The sequence below is a fragment of the Kitasatospora sp. HUAS MG31 genome (genome assembly GCF_040571325.1).
GTDB lineage: Bacteria > Actinomycetota > Actinomycetes > Streptomycetales > Streptomycetaceae > Kitasatospora > Kitasatospora camelliae.
Map to the genome: position 1 here is coordinate 292,036 of NZ_CP159872.1, position 20,534 is coordinate 312,569.

A 20,534-nucleotide genomic window follows, 5' to 3' on the forward strand; every position below is an offset into this window, starting at 1 on the left:
TGCGGTGGCGACCTGGCAGAGGCGGGTAGGCCCAGGCCGCTCGCGGGTCGGCCGGAAGCTCATTCGTCACACCCGGCCCAACCCCGCAACACGGCTCGGGGGTACGCCCGCTACTCCGCCCGGGTGACGATCCCGGCCACCGTCCGGGCGGCGGGCGATCCACCGCCGGAAGGCCGCATCCGGGAAGGACCTCGCCGGGTCAGCGGATTTCGATCCCGTGCCCCTCGGGGACGTCGGCGAGCGACAGGTGGTCGGGCAGGTGGTGAACGCCCGGGGCCAGACCGGTCGCGGCCCGGGAGGCGAGCACGGCCATCACAGCGGTCGCGTGGGACTGCGACCGGCCGTGGGCCCACCGCAGGGCGCCCTCCGCGCCCCGGGCGAGTACCCACCAGCGGTCCGTGCCGGGCAGATGCATCCCGCGGGGCGCCCGGTGCGCACCCGGCACCCGGGTCATGACCGCCAGGGCCGCGGTGGCCGCCCGGGAGTCCAGCCCGAAGTAGCTGCGGACGGGAGCCCCCAGACGGGTGGTCAGCGTGTGCTGGTCGGAGAAGTCCGCCCGGTACAGCCGGCGCCGCCCCAGGGCGGGGACGTCGAACGCCTCGGGGCGGGTGTAGTTGCGGACGGGTGCGCCGCCCCGGGTGTCCGGGAAGCGCCGTCCCAGCAGTCGGTAGCTCCACTCGGTGGCCGCGGCGCCGTGCCGCTCACCTGCGCCCAGGACGATCGCGAGGTCGACCGGCCCGGGGGCCGCCGTGTGCGCCGCGGTGGCCAGCAGGCCGCTCAGCCCCGGGGCGAGCCCCACGCTGAGCAGCACCGGTGCGGCGGGCTGCAGGTGCTCCAGGGTGGCCACGTAGGACGTGCCGGCGGTGATGTCGACGAACGCGGCCCCGGTGTCCGCGGCCATCGCGACGAGCGCGGGGTCCTCGGCCCCCGAGGCGTTGAGCACGAGGTCCACCTCGGCGAGCGCCGCCCGGTACGCCCCGTCGTCCCCGGCCCGCACGGCCCGGAGGTCGAGCACCCGGTCGGCGCGCGCCGGGTCGCGTCCGGCGGCGAGCGCCGTGTCGCCGCCGGCCCGCAGCAGGTCCACGATCCCGGCGCCGACGGCGCCGTATCCGCCCAGTACGAGGACTCTCATCCCGGATCCCCCTCACTAGAGTCGATATCTAGAGTTGAACTCTAGCCAACTCTCCCGGCTAGGCTCCAGCCCATGAGCGAGGTCAGGAGCAGTGGCCGGCGGGCCGAGAAGGCCAGGGAGACGCGGCGCCGGATGGTGGAGGCCGCACGTAGCCTGTTCACCGAGCAGGGATACGGGGCGACCACGCTCCAGCACGTGGCCGACCGGGCCGGCGTCGCCGTGCAGACGATTTACTTCACCTTCGGCAACAAACGGTCGCTGCTCAAGGAGCTCGTGGACGTCACCATCGCCGGTGACGACGAGCCGGTGGCCACCATGGACCGACCGTGGTTCCGCGCCGCGCTGGCCGCCGGGACCGCCGAGGAGGCGCTGCGGGCGCACGTCGGCGGGACCAGGGCGGTCCTGGAGCGGATGGCGGCGATCGACGAGATGGTCTGCGTGGCCTGCGCGACCGATCCCGAGGTCGCGGCGCTCTGGCCGAAGGAGGACGACCCGCGGCTCACCGTCCAGGCGGCGGCCGCCGGGGCGCTGGTCGGCAAGCCGGGTGCCCGCCCCGGGGTTTCGGCGGAGCGGGCCAGGGACGTGCTGTACGGGCTGCTCAGCACGGAGCTCTATCTGCTGTTCGTCCGGGACCGCGGGTGGACCCCGCAGGAGTGGGAACGGTGGGCCTTCGAGACCCTCCGCTCCCAGCTGTGCGGGGACTGACCGGGCGTCGGCCGATCGCCCGCGCCGCCGTGGCCGGCTCTCGCTGGCTCACCGGTCGACGCAGCGGTACGTCCCGTCCTCCTCGTGCGCGATGGCGGCCCCGCAGCGCAGCATCGGGGCCACCGCCGTCACCCGGACCGCGAGTGCGCCGAGCACCAGCGTGCCCAGCGCGAAGACACTGTGGTTCTCCCGGGTCCCGGCGCTCAGCTCCGCCGGACCCTCGACCTCGACGGCCCATCCGCCACTGACCAGCAGCAGCACCGCCGCCAGCGGCAGCAGACACCCCGCCAGACAACCCCTGGCACGCCCGTTCTCCATGCCCCAGCAGGACGCACCGGGACGCGAGCGGGTTCCCTCGGGTGTGGAAACGCCGCGGGGGTGGGAGACGGTTCCGGGCTCCCCGCGGCGAGAGGAGGACCTCCGACGGCCCTCCGGTCCCGTCGCACAGGCCCTCGACGACCGCTCGGCCGATCTCCCCCACGCCGATGACGCCGATCCGCTGCACCGTGCCCGCCTCCGCGGTCATGGTACGTGCGGTCGCGGACCGTTCAGTCCGGTCGTTCGACCCATCTGACGCCATGTCACCGACCGGGACCCCCCTTGTCCGGTCCGCTGGGGAGCCGGGGCGGCGGCCGTCACCGGTGACCCCGGGTAACCGCGGTTGCAGGGTGATTACACGAGCGGAAGCCTGGAACTGCGGCACCGTTCACGACTGCGGGGTGATCAATCATGCCCAAGTTCATGCCCAGGTACGAGGAAGGTGACCACCAGATCGAGTTCTGGGAGGTCGAGTTCACCGAGGAGGACTGGGACGAGTTCCACAAGGCGCCACGCGCGTTCCTCCAGCGCATCACCGAGGCCGAGGGCCGGGAGGTCAACCGGCTCCTCGTCGACGCCTCGCTGCTGGAGGTCGCTCCCGACGGGGGGATCTGCCACGGCCACATCACGAGCTTCCACATCAGGACCGGGCCGGAGAGGTCGACCACCGGCTACAGCTGCTCCGGTCTCTGGGAGTGACGCCGGACCTCCGTGCCGCGCCCGTCGCCGGGCGCGGCGCGGGTGGTGTCAGCAGTGGGTGCGCGCCTGCTTGATGGCCGGTTCGGCCCGGTGGATGTCGTAGGTGGTGGAGAAGGTCTGCCGGGCGGTGGCGAGCGAGTCGGCGAGCGGCTGGTACTTCTTCTCGTCCAGGGCGGCCACCCGGGCCAGTTCCGCGGCCGTGCCCAGCCGGCCGACGGCGACGTCGAAGGAGTGGTCCGACGAGTCGGAGCTCGGCTGGTCCGGCATCCGGTCGGGCAGCTTCCGTACCAGCGCGCAGGCCAACTCGCCGTCGCTGCCGGCCTGCCCGCCGCCGGACCCGGCCGAGCTGCAGGCGGCGAGGGCCAGCATCGCGGCGATCACCGGAACGAGACGTCTCATCATGTGCGGTGGTCCTTCCCCCAGTTCGGACGTACCCCGTCAGCGTAGACCCCGCCGCGGACAATTCCGCCCGGCCCGGATGGCCGGACGGCCGTCGGCCGGCCGTCAGGTGCGCCGGTAGCTGAGGAACGCGACCCCACTGGGGAGCATCGTGTGGTCGGTCAGCGTGAACGTGCGCGGATCGGCCTCGACCTTCCCCGCGAACAGGGGGATGCCCGCGCCGGCGGTGACCGGGTTGACCTTGAGCACGAGTTCGTCGATCTCCGGGTAGAGGGCCCCGGCCAGCTCGGCGCCGCCGACCAGCCAGATCCCCTTGCCCTCCTGGGCCTTGAGCTCGCGCACCTTCGCCGCCGGGTCGGTGGCGACCACCTCGACGGCCGCGTCCGGGCTCGCGGTGAGGCTGCGGGAGAAGACGTAGTGCCGCAGGTGCGGGTAGGCGTCGGTGAGACCGGCGTCCAGCCCGAGCTGGTACGAGCGGCGTCCCTCGACGACGGTGTCGAAGCGGGTGCCGGGCGCGGTCACCCCCAGCGCCGCCCGGGCGGGGGCGGGCAGCGTCTCCGGGTAGTGCGCCACGACGTGGTCGAGGTAGTCGGGGCCCACGGTGAAGAACCCGCCGGCGGGCCCGCTCGGGTCTCCCCCGTCCGGGCCGGCGATGAACCCGTCGAGCGTGGTGGCGACGTAGTAGGTCAGGGTGCGCACAGTGATCATCCTTCGATGGCGTAGTGGTGGAGGTTCTCGTCGGAGGCGACCCGGCGCAGGCCGGCCTTCTCCAGGACCCGCTGGGAGGCGGGGTTGTCGTGGGCGGTGTCCGCGCGTGCCCGGCGCACGCCCCCGCCGGCGAAGCCTCGGTGCAGCAGGGCCCGCAGGGCCTCGGTGGCGTACCCGCAGCCCTCGACCTCCGGGGCGACGCCGTACCCCAGCTCCACCGTGCCCGTCTCGTCCGGTGGGCCGAAGAACCCGATGCCGCCGATCACGAGGTCGTTGCTCAACAGCGTGATCTGCAGCGGCCCGAACAGCGGCTCGCCCGGCGGCGTCGCCAGGTGGAGCCGCGCGACGTCCTGGTCGTCGGGCCTCGGGAAGCCCGGGCTCCAGTGGGCCTCCCGGCGGTCACCCGCCGCCACCCGCCCCGCCTCCTCCAGGGTGTACGGGCGCAGCCGCAGCCGTGCCGTCTCGATGCTGAACGGTGTCATCTCGTCTCCGTGTCCTCGTGGTCGCCGCCGTGTGGGGCGAACGGGTACGACGGTAGGCGGGCGGGGACCGTCCGCGAATCGGTCGCCATGACCTAACGCGACGCCAGATGCCGTACGGCGACCCGGGTAGACTCCCCGGATGCTCTACGGTCGGGCCGCTGAATCGGGCCAGCTCAGAAGCCTTCTCCTGCGGGCCGCGGAGGGGGCCAGCGGCGCGCTGGTCCTCCACGGCGAAGCCGGTATCGGCAAGACCGCGCTGCTGGACCAGCTGGCGGCGGAGGCGGGGGCGGCCCGGGTCCTGCGGATGACCGGCATCGAGGCGGAGACCGAACTCCCCTTCGCCGCCCTGCACCAGTTGCTGCGTCCCGCGCTCGACCGGCTCGACCAGCTGCCCGGACCGCAGGCCGATGCGCTGCGCACGGCGTTCGGCCTGGCCGCGCCCACCGGACAGGACCGCTTCCTGACCGGCCTCGCCGTCCTGACGCTGCTGTCGGAGTACGCGGGCGAGGACCCGGTGCTCTGTCTCGTCGACGACGCCCAGTGGGTGGACCAGGCCTCCCTGGACGCCCTGACGTTCGCCGCCCGCCGGCTGGACGCCGAGGGCGTGGTGATGCTCCTCGCCATGCGCGAGCCCCGCCCGCTCGGCCTGCCGGAACTGCGGCTCGAAGCCCTGGACCGGGAGGCCGTGACGGCGCTGCTCGCCGAACACGCGGGGGCGGACCTGCCCCCGCCCGTCCGGGAGCGGGTCGCGGCCCAGGCCTGCGGCAACCCGCTGGCCCTCATCGAACTCCCCCGGGCGCTGAGCGAGGACCAGCGGAGCGGGCTGCTCGGCCCGCTGCCGGCCACGCCCGAGGACCCCACGCCGTCCACCCGGGTCCAGGCCGCCTTCGGCGCGCGGATCGAGCTGCTGCCGGAGGAGACCCGCTCCGTGCTGCTGGTCGCCGCCGCCGACGACACGGGCGAACTCGCCGTCGTCCTGGGCGCGACGCACGCCTCGGTGGCCGTGCTCGAACCCGCCGAGACCGCAGGCCTGATACGTCTCGACGGGACGTCCCTGGTGTTCCGTCATCCGCTGGTGCGCGCGGCCGCCTACCGCAGCGCCACCCTGGCCCGCCGGATCTCCGCCCACCGGGCGCTGGCGGACACGCTGACGGGTGCGGCCCACGCCGACCGCCGGGCCTGGCACCGCGCGGCGGCCGCCACCGGCCCGGACGAGGCGGTGGCCCGGGAGCTCGACCGCGCCGCCGAACGCGCCAGCGGCCGCCAGGGCATGGCGAGCGCCTCGGCCGCCCACGAACGCGCGGCCCGGCTGAGCCCCGACCCCCGGGACCGCCGGCGCCGCCTCACCGCCGCCGCGCAGGCGGCCGCCGACGCCGGCCAGTTCCCGCGCGTCGACGCACTCCTGCGGCGCGGCGACGCCTCCGGCGCCTGGGACGCCGATGCCTGCGGGGACGCCGATGCCGGCCGGGACGATCCGGCGGCCGCCGAACTGGCCCGGGTGCGGGCCGCGCTGGAACTCAACGCCGGATCCGCCGTCCGCGCGGTCGAGGTCCTGCTCACGGTGGACGGCGCCGGACCCGCCATCCTCACCGAGGCGTTCCACGCCGCCCAGTCCGCGGGCGAACCGGACCTGATCGAGCGCGTCCGCGCCCGGGTACGGGCCGCCTCGCCGGCGGCCCCCGGAACGCTGACCGCCCTGGCCGACCTCTACGGCGGCGAGAGTGTCACGGCGGGTCCGTTCGACCGGGCGGCGCGCGACGACGGGGTGCTGTTCAGCGAACGTTTCCTGGCCGCGCACGCGGCGCACGCGCTCGCCGACCACGAGGCCGCCCGTGAACTCGCCGACCTCCTGCTCGCCCACTGCCGCTCCCACGGCCTGCTCGGCTGGCAGGCGACCTGCCTCCACCTCCTCGCCGAGGCCCACCTCGCGCTCGGCGCCCTCGAACCGGCGGCCCGCACGGCCGCCGAGGGGCTGCGCATCGCCCGGTACGCGGGACTGGACCACCGCGCCTGCTACCTGCGCACCACGCTCGCCGCCTGTGCGGCACTCGAGGGGGACGAGGCCCGCTGCCGCGAACTGGCCGACGCCGCGCTCGCCCACGCCGACGGACACGACCTCGGCACCGCCGCCGCCCACGCCCACCGGGCCCTCGCCCTGGCCCACCTCGGTGCGGGTGACGCGGCACCGGCCCTGGTCCACCTCGATCGGGCCGATCGCCACCCGGCGGGGCCGCCCGTCCTGGCCGCCTTCCTACTGCCCGACCTCGCCGAGGCCGCGGCCCGCAGCGGCGCGACACGCACCGGGACGGCGGAGCGGGTCGAGCGGTGGGCCGAGCGGTCCGGCCGGCCGGCCGCCCTCGCCATGGCGGCCCGCTGCCACGCACTCGCCGCCGAGGATTCCGCGGCCGAGGACCTGTTCACCGCGGCGGTCGCCCACGGCGAGCGCGCGGGCGGCGGCCTGGAGCTCGCCCGGACCCGTCTGCTGTACGGCGAGTGGCTCCGCCGGCGCCGTCGCCGGTCGGATGCGCGGCGCACCCTTCGGGAGGCCCTGGAATCCTTCGAGAAGGCCGGGGCCCGGCCCTGGGCGGAGCGGGCCCGTGCCGAGCTCCGCGGCACCGGCGAGGTGATCGACTCCACCAGCGCCACCGGCACCCCGCTCGGCCGGCTCACCCCGCAGGAACGCGAGGTGGTCCGGCTGGCCGCGGCGGGCCACAGCAACCGGGAGATCGCCGCCCAGCTCTTCCTCAGCCCCCGCACGGTCGGCCACCACCTCTACCGCGCCTTCCCCAAGCTGGGCGTCGCCTCCCGCGACCAGCTCACGGAGGTCCTGGACTCCCGTTGATCTCCGCTTGATCACCGCGCGACTTCGACCGGCCGCTCCCCGCCGCACGGGCCGAACGTCCGGTCGCGGCAAGCCTCGTCAGGCGAGGGTGACGAGGCGTCGGGTTGCGCGGGTGAGCCACTCCCCCGCGTCAGCGCAGCTCGCCCTCCAGCAGCCCCATCACCAGCTCGTCGTGCCACCGGCCGTCCCGGCGGAAGGTCTGCCGGAGGCGGCCCTCCTCGACGAAGCCGATCTTCTGGTAGATGTGCCGGGCGGGGTGGTTCTCGGCGACCACGGTCAGCTGGATCTTGTGCAGGCGCATCTGCTCGAATCCGTACCGGCACATGGTGCGCATGGCGTCGGAGGCGTAGCCGCGGCCCCAGCAGTCCTTCTCGCCGAGGTAGACGTCGATCTCGGCGATGCCGGTCTCCGGCTCGGCGCCGTGCAGCCGCACGAGGCCGATCAGCCGGCCGTCGGCCTGCACCTCGACGCCGTACAGCACGTCCTGGTAGGTGTTGCGACCGCGCTCCGCCAGCCTCTTCGTCACGGAGGCGAGGGTCTGCCGGTAGCCGTCCACCATCCACCGCATCACCTCCGGGTCGCTGTTCCAGCGCCAGAGCGCCCCGGCGTCCGAGGGCTCCATCGGGCGCAGGCGCACCAGTTCTCCGGGTACCACGGCATCCTCCGGGGTTCGTCGCCGCGCGGGCGCACGGACCCCGGAGTTCTACCGTCGTCCGGCCGGAAGATCAACCGGATTACCCGGCGTCAGGGCCGCCCGGCAGGGGTCCTGCTGGGGATGACCGGGAGCACGATTCCCCCGTTGACCAGGCCCTCGCGGACCAGCGACTCGCCGGACGTGGCCGCGGCGAGGAGGTCCGGGAGGTCGTAGGGCTCGGCGGCGTCGACGTCGACCTGGTAGCCGAGGTCGCCCAGGCTCGCGGCGGTCAGCCGGCTCAGCGGGTTGCCGGCGGCGGCGATGGAGGGGGACATCAGCTCGTTGCGGAAGACCGACTCCCGCCAGTGGCTGTCGCGGGACCCGGGGCCGCCGACGTTCGCGACCGGCACCGGGATCGCCTGACCGGCTCCGAGGAGCTTGCCGAACTCGGCGGAGGCGCCGCGGCCGGTGAAGGTGGGGTTGGAGGTGCCGGGGTTCTTGAGGAGATCGAAGTCGGCCCAGACGGTACCGATGCCCAGCACGTGCCCCATCTCGTGGGTGATGACGTCGACCAGCGTCCCGTCGACCTCCATCTGGTCCAGGTCGTCCGAGTCGAACCTCATGACCCCCTTCGCCCGGAGCAGCGCTCCGGCGACGGTGTCCACATCACGGAAGTCGGTCGGGCCCGCCTGCCCCAGGACGTTGCCGACGCCGTCGATGGCCACACCCTCGGCCTCGATGAGCAGGTCGTCGATCACGTCGTCGCCGACCACGGCAGTGTCCAGGTCACCGACGATGACGTTCGTCCAGCGGTCGGCGGCCCGCGAGAACGCATTCTCGTGACTGGGCTTCAGACCGCCGAGGAAGCGGACCTCGATCGAGAACGGCGAGCTGGTATCGGCGAGTTGGCGGGCGCGGGTCGAGTCGGCCACTGCGCGGTAGGACCGGTAGGTGCCGGTGCTGTACTTACCCGTGATCACTCCCAGGTGGAGGTTGAAGCGGCCTCAGCAGGTCGATGGCCTGGCCGGACATGCCGGACATGACCGTCGGTCACCCCGGCACGGGCAGGATGCGGACCACTGGCGTGGCCGGCGAATTCCCGGTCGTGCGGCGAATTCCGTCGCCCTTGGCACACCGCCCTTCAGGGCCGGTTCCCATTCTCCTCCTCGGCCCGATTTCCGTACAGGTCAAGGCGGCCACCTTTCCGGGGTCGGCGGCAGCGTGTCAACTCGACATACTGGAAGGATTCCTGGCAGGTCAGCGGTGCTTGTGGCCCGGACGCGGGCATTTCCACCCAGGCCGCCGTGGGCCTTTCTACCCCTGGCGGGAAATACGGGCGGCGGCGAGGATGACTCGCGGGGGGAATAACCACGGGAGGACATTCCGAAGGGGGTGCCGGCCACGTCGCGGGAGGTCATCATGCCGATGCTGGCGATCAAGGGGACCTACGAGGTCCTGAACACGCAACCGGACGGCGACACGGTCCACTTCACGCCCCAGGACCCGGGGTTCTGGTGCGATGTCCCCGGCAGGAACCGGGTGAAGCGGAACAGCCACGGAGGAGGCACCCTGCGCCTCGACGGGATCGACGCGCTGGAGACCCACTACGAGGGTGTCGGCCCGGACTTCGTGCACCAGCCGCTGACGCTCGGGGCGCACGCCGCCCGGGACGAGCTGCTGAAGTGGCTCGGCTTCACCAGCGTCACGCAGAGCGACGAGGAGAAGGTCACCGCCTCGACCCCGACGACCGTGCCCGGCTACATCCTCACCGGCGGCGCCGACACCTTCGGCCGTTGCATCGCCATGGTCGGCCGGGGCGCCCTGCCGCCCGGCATCAGGAACGGCGAGCGGATCAACGTCGACGTGAACCTCGTGAACCAGACCGCCAACCACCATCTGCTCTCCCACGGCCTGGTCTACCCCACGTTCTACTCCAACCTGCCGAGGGAGCTGAGGCTCGACATGGCCGACACCGCCGAGCAGGCGCGGACCTCGGCCGTTCCCGGCAGTGTCTGGGCGAAGGACGCGACCATGACCGGGGCGACGATCACCGGGCTGTCCTCGATCACCGACGACCTGGTGATCCTGCCGAAGCTCTTCCGGCGGCTTGCGGACTACATCCGGCTCTTCGGTCCCTCGCTGACCTGCTTCCCGGCCTATCTCGCCGGTGAGGGCGAGGAGTTCCACATCCCCGAGCAGGAGGAGTCGATCAGGGGCCTCCAGCACATCGTCGCGATCACCGACAACACCGTGAAGCTGACCCGCGACATCGAGGACATCGTGCTCGTCGAGAAGTGAGCGCACGGGACACGCCGACACAGCCCGCACCGCGGCTCGGCCCGGCGGTCACGGGAGACCCGCGGAGGTGCACCGCAGGGCTGCCGACAGGTCGATCCGGTCGGAGAGGTCCAGCAGGCTGCGGCCGGTGAGGTGCTCGATGCGCTTCATCCGGTGTGCACCGTGTTGACGTGGATGTGGAGGGCTTCGGCGGTCTTCGCCCAGGAGGCGTTGTGCCGGAGGAAGGCGTCGAGGGTGTCCACCAGGGAGACGGCGTTCGTGCGGTCGTGCTCGACGAGCGGCGCGAGGAGCCGCCGGCGGAAGGCGGCGGTGATCTCGGCGGGCACGCCCCGGAGCAGGGTCTCCAGGGAGGTGATCTGCGAGCAGCGGCCGACGGAGCCGGGCGGTTGGACGTGGAGCGCGTAGCGGGCCCGGACGAGGGCCGTCCGGGTTGAGGTGTCCGGCGAGATCCGGACACCTCCACCCGAGGCGGCTGACCACCGGGGCGCCGGAGACCGCGTCAGGCGGAGGCGAGCGCGACCTCGGTGGACTTGATCAGCGCCACGACGGACGATCCCTCGGCCAGACCCAGGTCGGCGCAGGCGTCGGCGGTGATGGCGGCGGTCAGCTCACCGCCGTCCACGGAGACCTTCACCCCGGCCATCGCCCCGCCCGTGGAGACGGCGGTGACCGTGCCGGACAGCTGGTTGCGGATGCTCAGGCTCATGGGAAACGGCCTCGTTCCTCGGAGTACGGCTCGCCGACGGCGATCATCCACGTCCACGGTAGGGCCGGCGCAGCGTGCACGGCATTCCCGGCGCGGCGGCTCGCAGATTCCAGGACCGTGGCCCGGACGCCCTCGCAGGCGGCCCGCCGGCCGTGGCGGGACGACTCCGGACGGCCGACGTCGGCAGTCCGGACAACTTCCGTATCACTGGTCACATTGCATGCGTTCTTCCTCAAGAAACTCCTGCCGTCACCGTTCGGTCAACCCGGATTCAAATTTCGAGCACGCGTTTCACACATCACCCTCTCCTGGCGGGCCCGATGCTCTAGATTGATTTTCGCTTCGCACGGTTGTGCGCGGGGCGAGGGGTAATGATCTACACGTTCGACGTTGCCGGACAGCCAGTTGTCGAGTGGCCGGTTTGCCATTCACGGGGGGCGGCGCCTCCCTGAGTCAGGAACAGCGCGGCCGGGAGGCGGGGGCCTTCCGAGGGGAGGAACAGGGCGGGAGGCGAGGGCCTCCTGGGGGGAGGAACCGTGTGGAGTGAGCACGTCGAACCCGCTGTCGACCTGGAGGGGGCCGGGGAGCAGGGGGAGGGAGAATTAGTCGACCCGTTTCTATCGGCGCGCCGTCGTCCGATGAACGGGAGAATCAGCCGGCCGAGGATCGACTGGGAGCAGCAGTACCGCCGTACTGTGGTCATCAGCGATACCGTGGCCACCGCCTTCGTGGTAGCGGCGATAGGGCGCTTCTTCGGGGTTCGGGATGCGGCCAACTGGCACGAGAAATGGGGAATTCTCGCCTTCGGCACCGAGGTGCTGGTGCTCGGGGCGCTCGCGCTGACCCGATCGTGGGCTCCGGCCGTTCTCGGCCAGGGCGCCGAGGAATTCCGGCGGCTCGGACGCTCGCTGTTCACGGCGGTCGTCGTCCTGGCGCTCGGAGGGATCGCCCTCACCTCGCACAACATCAAACTCTGGATCTTCGTCGCGATCCCGGCGATCACGCTGGTCACCATGACCGAGCGGTATCTGCTGCGCCTGTGGCTGCACAAACAGCGCAAGGAGGGGCGGTGTCTGCGGCCGGTGCTCGCGGCCGGGAGCCCGGCCACCGTGCGCGACCTGATCGCCCGGACCCGCAAGTTCCCGCACATCGGCTGGCGGGTGGAGGCGGTGTGCACGCCGGACGCGCTCGGGTACAGCCGTGACCGGCTGGACGGCGTGCCGATCGTCGGCCGGCTGTCGGACGTCGCGAACCACGTCCGCCGCGACGGCTACCGCGTCGTCGCCGTCACCCCGGACCCGCACTGGTCACCGGACCGGCTGCAGCGGCTGGCCTGGAACCTGGAGGGCGGCGACGCCGAGATGGTCGTGGCCCCCGTGCTGATGGAGGTGGCGGGCCCGCGGCTGCACGTCGACGCGGTGCTCGGGATCCCGATGCTGCGGGTCAGCATGCCGACCTTCACCGGGGGCCGGCGGGTGGTGAAGGAGGTCGTCGACCGGCTGGGTGCCGCGGTCCTGCTGGTCCTGTTCTCGCCGCTGATGCTGCTCGTCGGGCTGCTGGTGGTGCTGGACAGTCCGGGTGGGGCGTTCTACCGGCAGCACCGGGTCGGCAAGGACGGCCGGGAGTTCACCCTGGTGAAGTTCCGCACCATGGTCCCCGGGGCCGACCGGGCCCGGGCCGAGCTGGCCGACCGCAACGAGGGCGCCGGCCTGCTGTTCAAGCTCCGCCGGGATCCGCGGGTGACCCGGGTGGGAGGGGTGCTGCGCCGGTACTCGCTGGACGAGCTGCCGCAGCTCCTCAACGTGATCACCGGCTCGATGTCGCTCGTCGGTCCGCGGCCTCCGCTGCCGGAGGAGTCCGCCGCGTACGGCCCGGACATCCGGCGGCGGCTGCTCGTCAAGCCCGGGCTCACCGGCCTGTGGCAGATCAGCGGGCGCAGCGACCTGCCGTGGGAGGAGGCGGTCCGCCTCGACCTGCGGTACGTGGAGGACTGGTCGCTCGCCCTGGACACGGTGATCCTCTGGAAGACGCTGCGGGCGGTGCTCCAGGGGCAGGGGGCCTACTGATGCCGGGGGGACCGGCGGTGCGTGGTGGGGGGCGTCGACCGATCGGCGCGCGGACGGCCGGCCGACAGGGCCTGCCCGAGGGGAGGAACGGGTCATGAGGGTCAGCGTCCTGGGGCTCGGCTACGTGGGCTGCGTGTCGGCCGCGTGCCTGGCCAGCCTGGGTCACGAGGTCATCGGCGTGGACGTGAACCAGGTGAAGGTCGACCTGGTCAACGAGGGCAGGGCCCCGGTGGTCGAGGAGCGGATCGGCGAGCTCATCGCCGAGGTCGTGCGGACGGGGGCCCTGCGCGCCACCACCGACGTCCGCGAGGCGATCCTGGGCAGCGAGGTGTCGCTGGTCTGCGTGGGCACGCCCTCGGAGCCCAACGGCAGCCTGTGCACCACGTACCTGGAGCGGGTCACCGAGCAGATCGGTGCCGCGGTGGCCGAGCGGGGTGGGCGGCAGACCGTGGTGTTCCGCAGCACCATGCTCCCGGGCACCTGCCTGAACCTGCTGGTGCCGATCCTGGAGAAGCACGCCGGCGGCACGGCCGGGGTGGACTTCGGGGTCGCGGTCAACCCGGAGTTCCTGCGCGAGGGCACCAGCGTGCGGGACTTCTTCGACCCGCCCAAGACCGTGATCGGCGAGTACGACCGGGCCAGCGGCGACGTGGTCGCGGCGCTCTACGACGGGTTGCCCGGCGAGGTGTTCCGCGTGCCGGTCCCGACCGCCGAGGCGATCAAGTACGCGGACAACGCGTTCCACGGCCTCAAGATCGGTTTCGCCAACGAGCTGGGCGCGGTGTGCCGGGCCCTCGGGGTGGACTCGCACCAGGTGATCGACGTGTTCCTGGCCGACCGCAAACTGAACGTCAGCCCCGCCTACCTGCGGCCCGGCTTCGCCTTCGGCGGCTCCTGCCTGCCCAAGGACCTGCGCAGTCTGGTCCACGCGGCGCGTCAGGCCGACGTCTCGGTGCCCATCCTCTCCCACGTGCTGCCCTCCAACGCCGACCACCTGCAGCGCGCGGTGGAGCTGGTCGAGCGGACCGACAAACGCCGGGTGGGCCTGTTCGGCCTGTCCTTCAAACCCGGGACCGACGACCTCCGCGAGAGCCCGCTCGTCGAGCTGGCCGAGCGGCTCTTCGGCAAGGGCTACGACCTGCGGATCTACGACCCCAACGTGAACCTCTCCCGGCTGCTCGGCGCCAACCGCGAGTACATCGAGACCCGGCTGCCGCACCTCGCGCAGCTGCTCGCGGAGTCCGTCGACGAGGTGCTGGAGCACGCCGAGGTGTGCGTGGTCGGGACCAGCGACCCGGCCGTGCTGGCGGCGCTGCCCCAGGGCGACGGCCCGGTGATCGTCGACCTCATCCGCCTTCCCGACGCCGAGGCGCGCCGGGCCGAACCGGGGTACGTGGGCCTTGCCTGGTGACGCATCGTTCAAGGACGCGGGCGGCGGCTCCGGGCGGGCCCGTCGCGCGCTGATCCTGGTGGAGAACCTGTCGGTGCCGTTCGACCGGCGGGTGTGGCAGGAGTGCACGACGCTGCGCGACGCGGGCTGGACGGTGGACGTCATCTGCCCGCAGGGGAGCAAGCGGGACACCGAGGCGGAGGCGGAGATCGAGGGGGTGCGGATCCACCGCTACCCGCTGCGCGCGGCCACCGGAGGCCCGGCCGGCTACCTGCGGGAGTACGGGTCGGCGTTGTGGCACACGGCCCGGCTGGCCCGCAGGGTCGGTCCGGTCGACGTGGTCCACGCCTGCAATCCGCCCGACCTGCTGTTCCTGCCGGCGCTGTGGCTGAAGCGGCGCGGCGCGCGGTTCGTGTTCGACCAGCACGACCTGGTGCCCGAGCTGTACCTCTCCCGGTTCGACCGCGGTGAGGACCTGCTCTACCGGGCCGTGTGCGCGCTGGAACGGCTGACCTACCGGGCCGCGGACGTCGTGCTCGCCACGAACGAGAGCTACCGGGAGGTCGCGCTGCGCCGTGGCGGCCGGCGTCCGGAGGACGTCTTCGTGGTGCGCAGCGCGCCCGACACCGACCGGTTCCAGCCGGTGCCGCCCGAGCCGGAGCTGAAGCGCGGCAAGCCCCATCTGCTGTGCTACCTGGGCGTCATGGGACCGCAGGACGGCGTGGACTACGCCTTGCGGGCCCTGGCGAAGCTGCGTGACGAGTTCGGGCGGACCGACTGGCACGCGGTGTTCGTCGGCGCCGGCGACACCTTCGAGGCGATGGTGGAGCTGTCCCGGCGGCTCGGGCTGTCGGAGCAGGTGGAGTTCACCGGGCGGGTTCCGGACGCCGATCTGGTGCGCTACCTGTCCACCGCGGACGTGTGCCTCTCCCCCGACCCGCGCAATCCGCTCAACGACGTGTCGACCATGAACAAGGTCCTGGAGTACATGGTGATGGGCCGGCCGATCGTCTCCTTCGACCTGCGAGAGGCGCGGGTCTCCGCCGGTGACGCCGCCCTCTACGCGCCCGCCGACGACGAGGCCGCGTTCGCCGGGCTCATCGCGCAGCTGATGGACGATCCGGAGAAGCGGGCCTGGATGGGCAAGCTCGGCCAGGAGCGGATCGGTGGGCCGCTCGCCTGGCGGAACTCGCAGCGCGCGCTGCTCGCCGCCTACGCCGCGGCCTGCCGTGACCGGGCTCCGGTGACGACGCGCGGCCGGGGCCGGGCCGGGCGAAGGCCGCGCCGTTGAGCGACGAAACGATACGCCTGCACACGATCGGTCTGATCCTCCGTCGGCGCTGGCGGCTGCTCACCGTCCTCGCCGTGCTGGGTGCGCTCCTCGGCTACGGCACCTCCCTGCTGTTCCCGCCGCGGTACACGGCCTCGGTGTCGGTCCTGCTGCCGGGGGCGTGGCAGGAGCGCGAGCTGCTGACCCAGGCGGAGATCGCGACCAGTTCGGTGGTGGTCGACCGCGCGGCCGCCGCCCTCGGCTGGGCCGGGGTCGACGGCCGGGAGCTGCGGGAGCAGGTGACCGCCGCGGCCGCGGACGGGAACATCATCACGATCTCGGGGACGGCCGACACCCCGGAGCACGCCCAGCAGCTCTCCGATCAGGTGGCCAAGCAGTTCGTCACCTTCGCCGCGCGGATCGCGGGCGACACCACCGACCCCGAGGCGGCGCAGCCGGAGGCCCTGCGGCAGATGGTGGTGCAGGCCAGCCGCCGGATCACCGACCTGGCGGATGCCGCAGGTCCGGGGCAGAGCGTGGAGAGCGTGCAGACCCGCACCGAGCTGGCGAAGCTGCGGACCGCGCTGCAGGAGGCCGTCAAGAAGCTGGACCAGGTCGATCCGGCCGTCGGCAAGGCGGACATGGTGGTCATGGGGCCGGCGGCCCGGCCGTCCGGGGAGGCGGCGCCGACCAGGGTGCAGTTCATCGTCGGCGGGGCGCTGTCGGCCTTCCTGGTCGCGGTCATCGGCCATCTCACCGCCGCGCGGACGAGCCGCCGGCCGCGGACCGGACCGGAGATCGCCGCGGCGCTTGGCTCGGCGCTCCTGGGCACGGTCGACGTCCCCGGTGAAGGGCCCGGTCACCGACCGCAGGGCGGTGGCTCGTGGGCCCGGATCCGCCGGCTGCTGGGCCTGGACGTCCGGTGGGACCTGCCGGCCCCGCTCCCCTTCGGCGAGGAGGCCGAGCGGCGGGTCCGCTACCGGCGGGTGTGCGACCGGCTCCGGGACGGGCGGTCGGCCCCCCGGCGGCTGCTGGTCCTGGTCCCGGAGGGCGACCGGACGGCCGGCCTGGCCGCCGAGCAACTCGTCGCCGAGGCGGGGGGCGATCCGCTGCTGCGGGTGGTGGAGGTCCCGGTGTCCCGGCCGCTGGTGCCGGACGGCGAGGAGGAATCCGGTGCCCTGGTGGTGCTGAGCGCGGGCGGCTGGACGGCCGGGGAGCTGGCCGGCATCGCCGAGGCCTGCGCGGACGCCGGGCAGGAGGTCGTCGGCGCCGTCGTCGCCGGGACGGTCCGGGCCCGTCCGGCGCGGTCCGCGGGCCGTCGTCCGGACGGCACCGCGCCTGCGGTGGCGCCCGGGGTGACGCTCGCGGCCGCGCCTGCGGTCATGGTCGGCGACGAGGCGAGGCGAGGTTCGGGGTGACGACGAGGACGACGCCGGAATCCCCGGCCGCCGCTCCCCTGCTGGACCTCCAGTCGCTGGTGGTCGCGGTGCGCAGGCGGCGCCGCCTGTGGGGTTCCCTGGCGCTGCTCGGGCTGCTGCTCGGCGCTGCCGTGGCCGTCCTGCGGCCGCCGCCGCCGACCGCGGTGACCGAGGTGCTGGTGGCCCATCAGGCGGACCAGCCGAACGACCCCGGGACGCTGATCCGCACCGACGTCGCGCTGCTGCACACCACGGCGATCGCGGGCAAGGCGCTGCAGTCCCTCGGGTCCTCCGAGGACCCGGAGGACTTCCTGCGGGACTACGGGGGCACCGGCCTGACCAACAACGTGCTGCAGATCCAGGTGACGGCGCCCAGCGACGCGGAGGCGGTGGCCCGGGCCGGGGCGCTGGCCGACGCGTTCGTCGCGGACCACGTACGGCGGATCAAGGAGGCCGCGGACGCCCAGGCCAAGGCCCTGCTCGACCAGCGGGACCGGCTGCGGGAGGAACTCGCCCGGGTCAACCAGGAGATCGGCGGCGGACAGCAGCAGAGCGGGCCGAAGGCGTCGGCGAACCTGGAGTCCCTCTTCGCCAGCCGGGCCGAACTCACCGCGCGGATCACCGACTTCGGCCAGCGCGCCGCGGAGGCGAGCGTCGGCACGCCCCAGCTCGTCGCCGGCACCCAGATCGTGGACGCCCCGCGCGCGGTGAAGCAGTCCCTGCCCAGGACCGCCGCCACCGACGCCGCGATCGGGCTCGTCCTCGGGCTCGTCCTCGGGATCGCGGTGGCCGCGGTCGGCGCGGTGGTGGCGGACCGCCCCGTGCTGCGCCGGGAGATCGCGGCGAACCTCGGCGCCTCGGTCATCGCGGAGCTGCGCCGGGTGCCCCGCCGGCCGGCCGGACGGTGGCAGCGCCGGCGGACCCGGGCGGCACGGACCAGGCTCACCGCGACCCTGGCCCGCACCGTGGGCGGCTCCGCCGAGGCGGTGTCCCTGCTGGAGCTGGGCTGTGCGCGCGGCACGGGCGTGATCGCCCTGGACCTCGCCGGGGCCCTGGCGGAGAACGGGCCGGTGGTCCTCGTCGACACCCTGCCCGGCCCGCGATTCGCCCGCCGCCGCCCGCAGCCGGGGGACCCGACGGTGGTCGAGCGCGGGCGGGATGCGGCCGCGCCGGGTCAGGAGCGCCGGCTCGGCGTCGGCTCGGTGGCGCCCGGCACCGCGTGGACCGACCTGAGGGACCTCGGCGACCGGACCGTGCTCGTCGTCCGGGCCGGGCACGGCAGCGCCGCGTGGCTGCACACCGTGGCGCGGCAGCTCGCGGACCAGCGCATCCCGGTGCTCGGTGTGGTGCTGATCGACCCCGATCCGCGGGACCGGACCGACGGCACGTTGTGGGACGGGCCGCGCAGCGCGCAGCGCGGCCCAAGCGAGGGGCCGGCCCGGCCGATCGGGACGGGCCGGCGGCGGACGGAACGCGTGCCGATGTGGACCGCACGGGTCCCGGACAGCGACCAGGAGGTGCGGTAGGACATGTGTGGCATCGCAGGCACGTACCGGTGGCCGGACGGGAAGGTCGTGACCGACCTGCTCACCGACACCCTCGCCCACCGCGGCCCGGACGGGGCCGGCCGGTACGGCCACCCCGTGGGTGACGGCGAGGTGCAGCTGGGGCACCGCCGGCTGGCCATCGTCGACCCGTCGGAGACCGGCGCCCAGCCGATGGTCTCGGACGGCCTCGTCCTGACGTACAACGGCGAGCTGTACAACGCGCCCGAGCTGCGGGCCGAACTGGCCGCCGCCGGGGTGCGGTTCCGCGGGACCTCCGACACCGAGGTGCTGCTGGAGGCCTGGCGGCGCTGGGGCACGGACTGCCTGCCCCGGCTGCGCGGCATGTTCGCGTTCGGGATCTTCGACGAGCGGACCGGTGAGCTGGTGCTCGCCCGGGACCAGCTCGGCATCAAGCCGCTGTTCCTGATCCGGCGCGGTGAGGGCCTGGTGTTCGCCTCCGAGCTCAAGGCGCTGGCCGCCGCCACCGGCGGGTCGCTGGAGGTGGACCACGCGGCGCTGGTGGCCTCCCTGCTGTACTACTGGGTGCCGGACTCCCGGTGCGCGTTCCGCGAGGCGGAGAAGCTGCCGCCGGGGAGCTGGCTGAGGTGCCGGCCCGACGGCCGGGTGGACCGCGGCCGGTTCTGGCACCTGCGGGAGGTCGCCGCCGAGGGCCGGGAGCGGGCCCTGAGCGGCGAACTGCCGGACCTCGCCGCCGTCGTCGAGGAGTCGACCCGGCGTCACCTGCTCTCCGACGTGCCCGTGGCGACCTTCCTCTCCGGCGGGCTGGACTCCAGCTACCTGACCGCGCTGGCGGCCCGCGACCGGCCCGGGATCTCCGCCTACACGATCGGGTTCCGCGCCGAGGACGCCCGGTTCGAGGCGATGCCGGACGACCTGCGCTACGCCCGGCGGGTGGCCGAGCGGTTCGGCGTCGACCTGCACGAGATCGAGATCGCCCCGGACGTGCTCGACCTGCTGCCGCGGATGACGTACCACCTGGACGAGCCGATCGGCGACCCGGCCGCGATCAACACCTTCCTGATCTGCTCGGCCGCCCGGGAGGCCGGGGTCAAGGTGCTGCTCTCGGGGATGGGGGCCGACGAGCTGTTCGCCGGCTACCGCAAGCACCTGGCCAACCGGCTCGCGCTGCGCTACCAGCGCGTCCCGCGGCCGCTTCGGCGCGGCCTGTCCAGGGCCGTGGACCGGCTGCCGGTCGCCACCGCCCGCCGGGGGCTGCGCTCGGTGCGGTTCGCGAAGCGGTTCCTCTCCTTCGCCGATCTGCCGGAGGAGACCGCGTTCCGCCGCAGCTACACCATGTACGACCGGGAAGAGTTGCTCGCCCTGGTCGATCCGGACCTGGCCGGGGCCGTGGAGGACGTGCTGACCGAGCACGCGGACGTCTACCAGGACAACGACCTCGACGACTTCGTCAATCGGATGTGCCTGGGCGACGCCCGGATGTTCCTGCCGGGCCTGAACCTCGCCTACACGGACCGCTCCAGCATGGCCGCGTCGACCGAGGTACGGGTGCCGTACGTGGACGTCGAGGTGGTCAGGGCGGCGTTCGCCGTACCCGGCGACCGCAAGATCGTCGGGCGGCAGGGCAAGGCCGTCCTCAAGGAGGCGGCCACCTCGATCCTGCCCCGGGAGATCGTGTACCGGCCCAAGGGCCTGTTCAGCGCCCCGCTGCGGGCCTGGATGAGCCGGGACCTGGCGCCGCTGGTGCGCGAGGTGGTGCACGACGGCGAGCTGGTCCGGTCCGGGTTCCTGCGCCGCGACGCGCTGGCCCGGCTCGTCGCCGAGGACGCCGCCGGGCAGCAGGACTTCTCCAAGCATCTGTGGCATGTGCTGACCCTCGAGTACTGGTACCGCGACGCGGTCTCCGGCTCCGGCCGGACCGCGCACATGACGGCGTAGAAA

General features: G+C 73.5%; 18 protein-coding genes and 1 pseudogene. 10 read left to right on the forward strand and 9 right to left on the reverse strand.

Features of this window, described 5'->3' with window-relative positions; genetic code table 11:
* Positions 1–199: 199 nt before the first annotated feature.
* Entirely contained in the window at positions 200–1,132 is a 933-nt protein-coding gene (locus ABWK59_RS01385) for a saccharopine dehydrogenase NADP-binding domain-containing protein (RefSeq protein WP_354637373.1), read from the reverse strand.
* A 72-nt stretch (positions 1,133–1,204) separates the two neighbouring features.
* On the opposite strand from ABWK59_RS01385, the gene ABWK59_RS01390 reads away from it, so the two are divergent.
* Positions 1,205–1,837: a TetR/AcrR family transcriptional regulator gene (locus ABWK59_RS01390; protein ID WP_354637375.1), complete on the forward strand. Its 633-nt coding sequence runs from the start codon at positions 1,205–1,207 to the stop codon at positions 1,835–1,837.
* Between the two features lie 48 nt (positions 1,838–1,885).
* On the opposite strand, the gene ABWK59_RS01395 is transcribed toward ABWK59_RS01390, so the two are convergent.
* Positions 1,886–2,155, reverse strand: coding sequence for a hypothetical protein (locus ABWK59_RS01395; RefSeq protein ID WP_354637376.1), 270 nt, complete (start codon positions 2,153–2,155; stop codon positions 1,886–1,888).
* Positions 2,156–2,566: 411 nt separating this feature from the next.
* Here ABWK59_RS01395 and ABWK59_RS01400 point away from each other — a divergent pair, with 411 nt between their 5' ends.
* Positions 2,567–2,854 carry a hypothetical protein gene (locus tag ABWK59_RS01400; RefSeq protein WP_354637378.1) on the forward strand — a complete coding sequence of 96 codons (288 nt, stop codon included), beginning with the start codon at positions 2,567–2,569 and terminating at the stop codon, positions 2,852–2,854.
* A gap of 48 nt (positions 2,855–2,902) precedes the next feature.
* On the opposite strand, the gene ABWK59_RS01405 is transcribed toward ABWK59_RS01400, so the two are convergent.
* The 3 genes from ABWK59_RS01405 to ABWK59_RS01415 all read right to left on the reverse strand — a co-directional run bounded on the left by ABWK59_RS01405 (position 2,903) and on the right by ABWK59_RS01415 (position 4,443).
* Positions 2,903–3,253 (reverse strand): hypothetical protein, encoded by a 351-nt coding sequence (locus ABWK59_RS01405; RefSeq protein WP_354637380.1) that lies wholly within the window; start codon positions 3,251–3,253, stop codon positions 2,903–2,905.
* Positions 3,254–3,358: 105 nt separating this feature from the next.
* Positions 3,359–3,952, reverse strand: coding sequence for a dihydrofolate reductase family protein (locus ABWK59_RS01410; protein ID WP_354637381.1), 594 nt, complete (start codon positions 3,950–3,952; stop codon positions 3,359–3,361).
* 5 nt (positions 3,953–3,957) lie between these two features.
* Complete coding sequence (locus tag ABWK59_RS01415) at positions 3,958–4,443, reverse strand: GNAT family N-acetyltransferase (protein ID WP_354637382.1); 486 nt, start codon at positions 4,441–4,443, stop codon at positions 3,958–3,960.
* A gap of 139 nt (positions 4,444–4,582) precedes the next feature.
* Here ABWK59_RS01415 and ABWK59_RS01420 point away from each other — a divergent pair, with 139 nt between their 5' ends.
* Positions 4,583–7,285, forward strand: coding sequence for an ATP-binding protein (locus tag ABWK59_RS01420; protein WP_354637383.1), 2,703 nt, complete (start codon positions 4,583–4,585; stop codon positions 7,283–7,285).
* 130 nt (positions 7,286–7,415) lie between these two features.
* Here the strand turns inward: ABWK59_RS01420 and ABWK59_RS01425 are convergent, their stop codons facing one another.
* Positions 7,416–7,940, reverse strand: coding sequence for a GNAT family N-acetyltransferase (locus tag ABWK59_RS01425; RefSeq protein WP_354637384.1), 525 nt, complete (start codon positions 7,938–7,940; stop codon positions 7,416–7,418).
* 89 nt (positions 7,941–8,029) lie between these two features.
* Positions 8,030–8,899 (reverse strand): leishmanolysin-related zinc metalloendopeptidase, encoded by an 870-nt coding sequence (locus ABWK59_RS01430; protein ID WP_354637385.1) that lies wholly within the window; start codon positions 8,897–8,899, stop codon positions 8,030–8,032.
* A 439-nt stretch (positions 8,900–9,338) separates the two neighbouring features.
* Here ABWK59_RS01430 and ABWK59_RS01435 point away from each other — a divergent pair, with 439 nt between their 5' ends.
* Entirely contained in the window at positions 9,339–10,217 is an 879-nt protein-coding gene (locus ABWK59_RS01435; protein ID WP_354637386.1) for a nuclease, read from the forward strand.
* A gap of 146 nt (positions 10,218–10,363) precedes the next feature.
* Here ABWK59_RS01435 and ABWK59_RS01440 read toward each other — a convergent pair whose 3' ends face one another.
* A complete protein-coding gene (locus tag ABWK59_RS01440; RefSeq protein ID WP_354637387.1) occupies positions 10,364–10,543 on the reverse strand; it encodes a helix-turn-helix domain-containing protein in 180 nt (59 codons plus the stop codon).
* 173 nt (positions 10,544–10,716) lie between these two features.
* A pseudogene (locus ABWK59_RS01445) lies at positions 10,717–10,917 on the reverse strand (TOBE domain-containing protein); the annotation flags it as partial.
* A gap of 644 nt (positions 10,918–11,561) precedes the next feature.
* Between ABWK59_RS01445 and ABWK59_RS01450 the strand changes: the two are divergent.
* The 6 genes from ABWK59_RS01450 to asnB all read left to right on the forward strand — a co-directional run bounded on the left by ABWK59_RS01450 (position 11,562) and on the right by asnB (position 20,531).
* On the forward strand, positions 11,562–12,989 hold the full coding sequence (locus ABWK59_RS01450; RefSeq protein WP_354637388.1) for a sugar transferase: 1,428 nt from the start codon (positions 11,562–11,564) through the stop codon (positions 12,987–12,989).
* A 94-nt stretch (positions 12,990–13,083) separates the two neighbouring features.
* Positions 13,084–14,400, forward strand: coding sequence for a nucleotide sugar dehydrogenase (locus ABWK59_RS01455; protein WP_354637389.1), 1,317 nt, complete (start codon positions 13,084–13,086; stop codon positions 14,398–14,400).
* Entirely contained in the window at positions 14,390–15,670 is a 1,281-nt protein-coding gene (locus ABWK59_RS01460; RefSeq protein WP_354637390.1) for a glycosyltransferase family 4 protein, read from the forward strand. The genes ABWK59_RS01455 and ABWK59_RS01460 overlap by 11 nt, the downstream gene beginning before the upstream one ends.
* Positions 15,667–17,067 (forward strand): Wzz/FepE/Etk N-terminal domain-containing protein, encoded by a 1,401-nt coding sequence (locus ABWK59_RS01465; protein ID WP_354637391.1) that lies wholly within the window; start codon positions 15,667–15,669, stop codon positions 17,065–17,067. The genes ABWK59_RS01460 and ABWK59_RS01465 overlap by 4 nt, the downstream gene beginning before the upstream one ends.
* Entirely contained in the window at positions 17,064–18,593 is a 1,530-nt protein-coding gene (locus ABWK59_RS01470; RefSeq protein WP_354637392.1) for a Wzz/FepE/Etk N-terminal domain-containing protein, read from the forward strand. Before ABWK59_RS01465 ends, ABWK59_RS01470 begins: the two co-directional genes overlap by 4 nt.
* 3 nt (positions 18,594–18,596) lie before the next feature.
* Complete coding sequence (asnB, locus tag ABWK59_RS01475) at positions 18,597–20,531, forward strand: asparagine synthase (glutamine-hydrolyzing) (RefSeq protein ID WP_354637393.1); 1,935 nt, start codon at positions 18,597–18,599, stop codon at positions 20,529–20,531.
* Positions 20,532–20,534 lie beyond the last annotated feature (3 nt).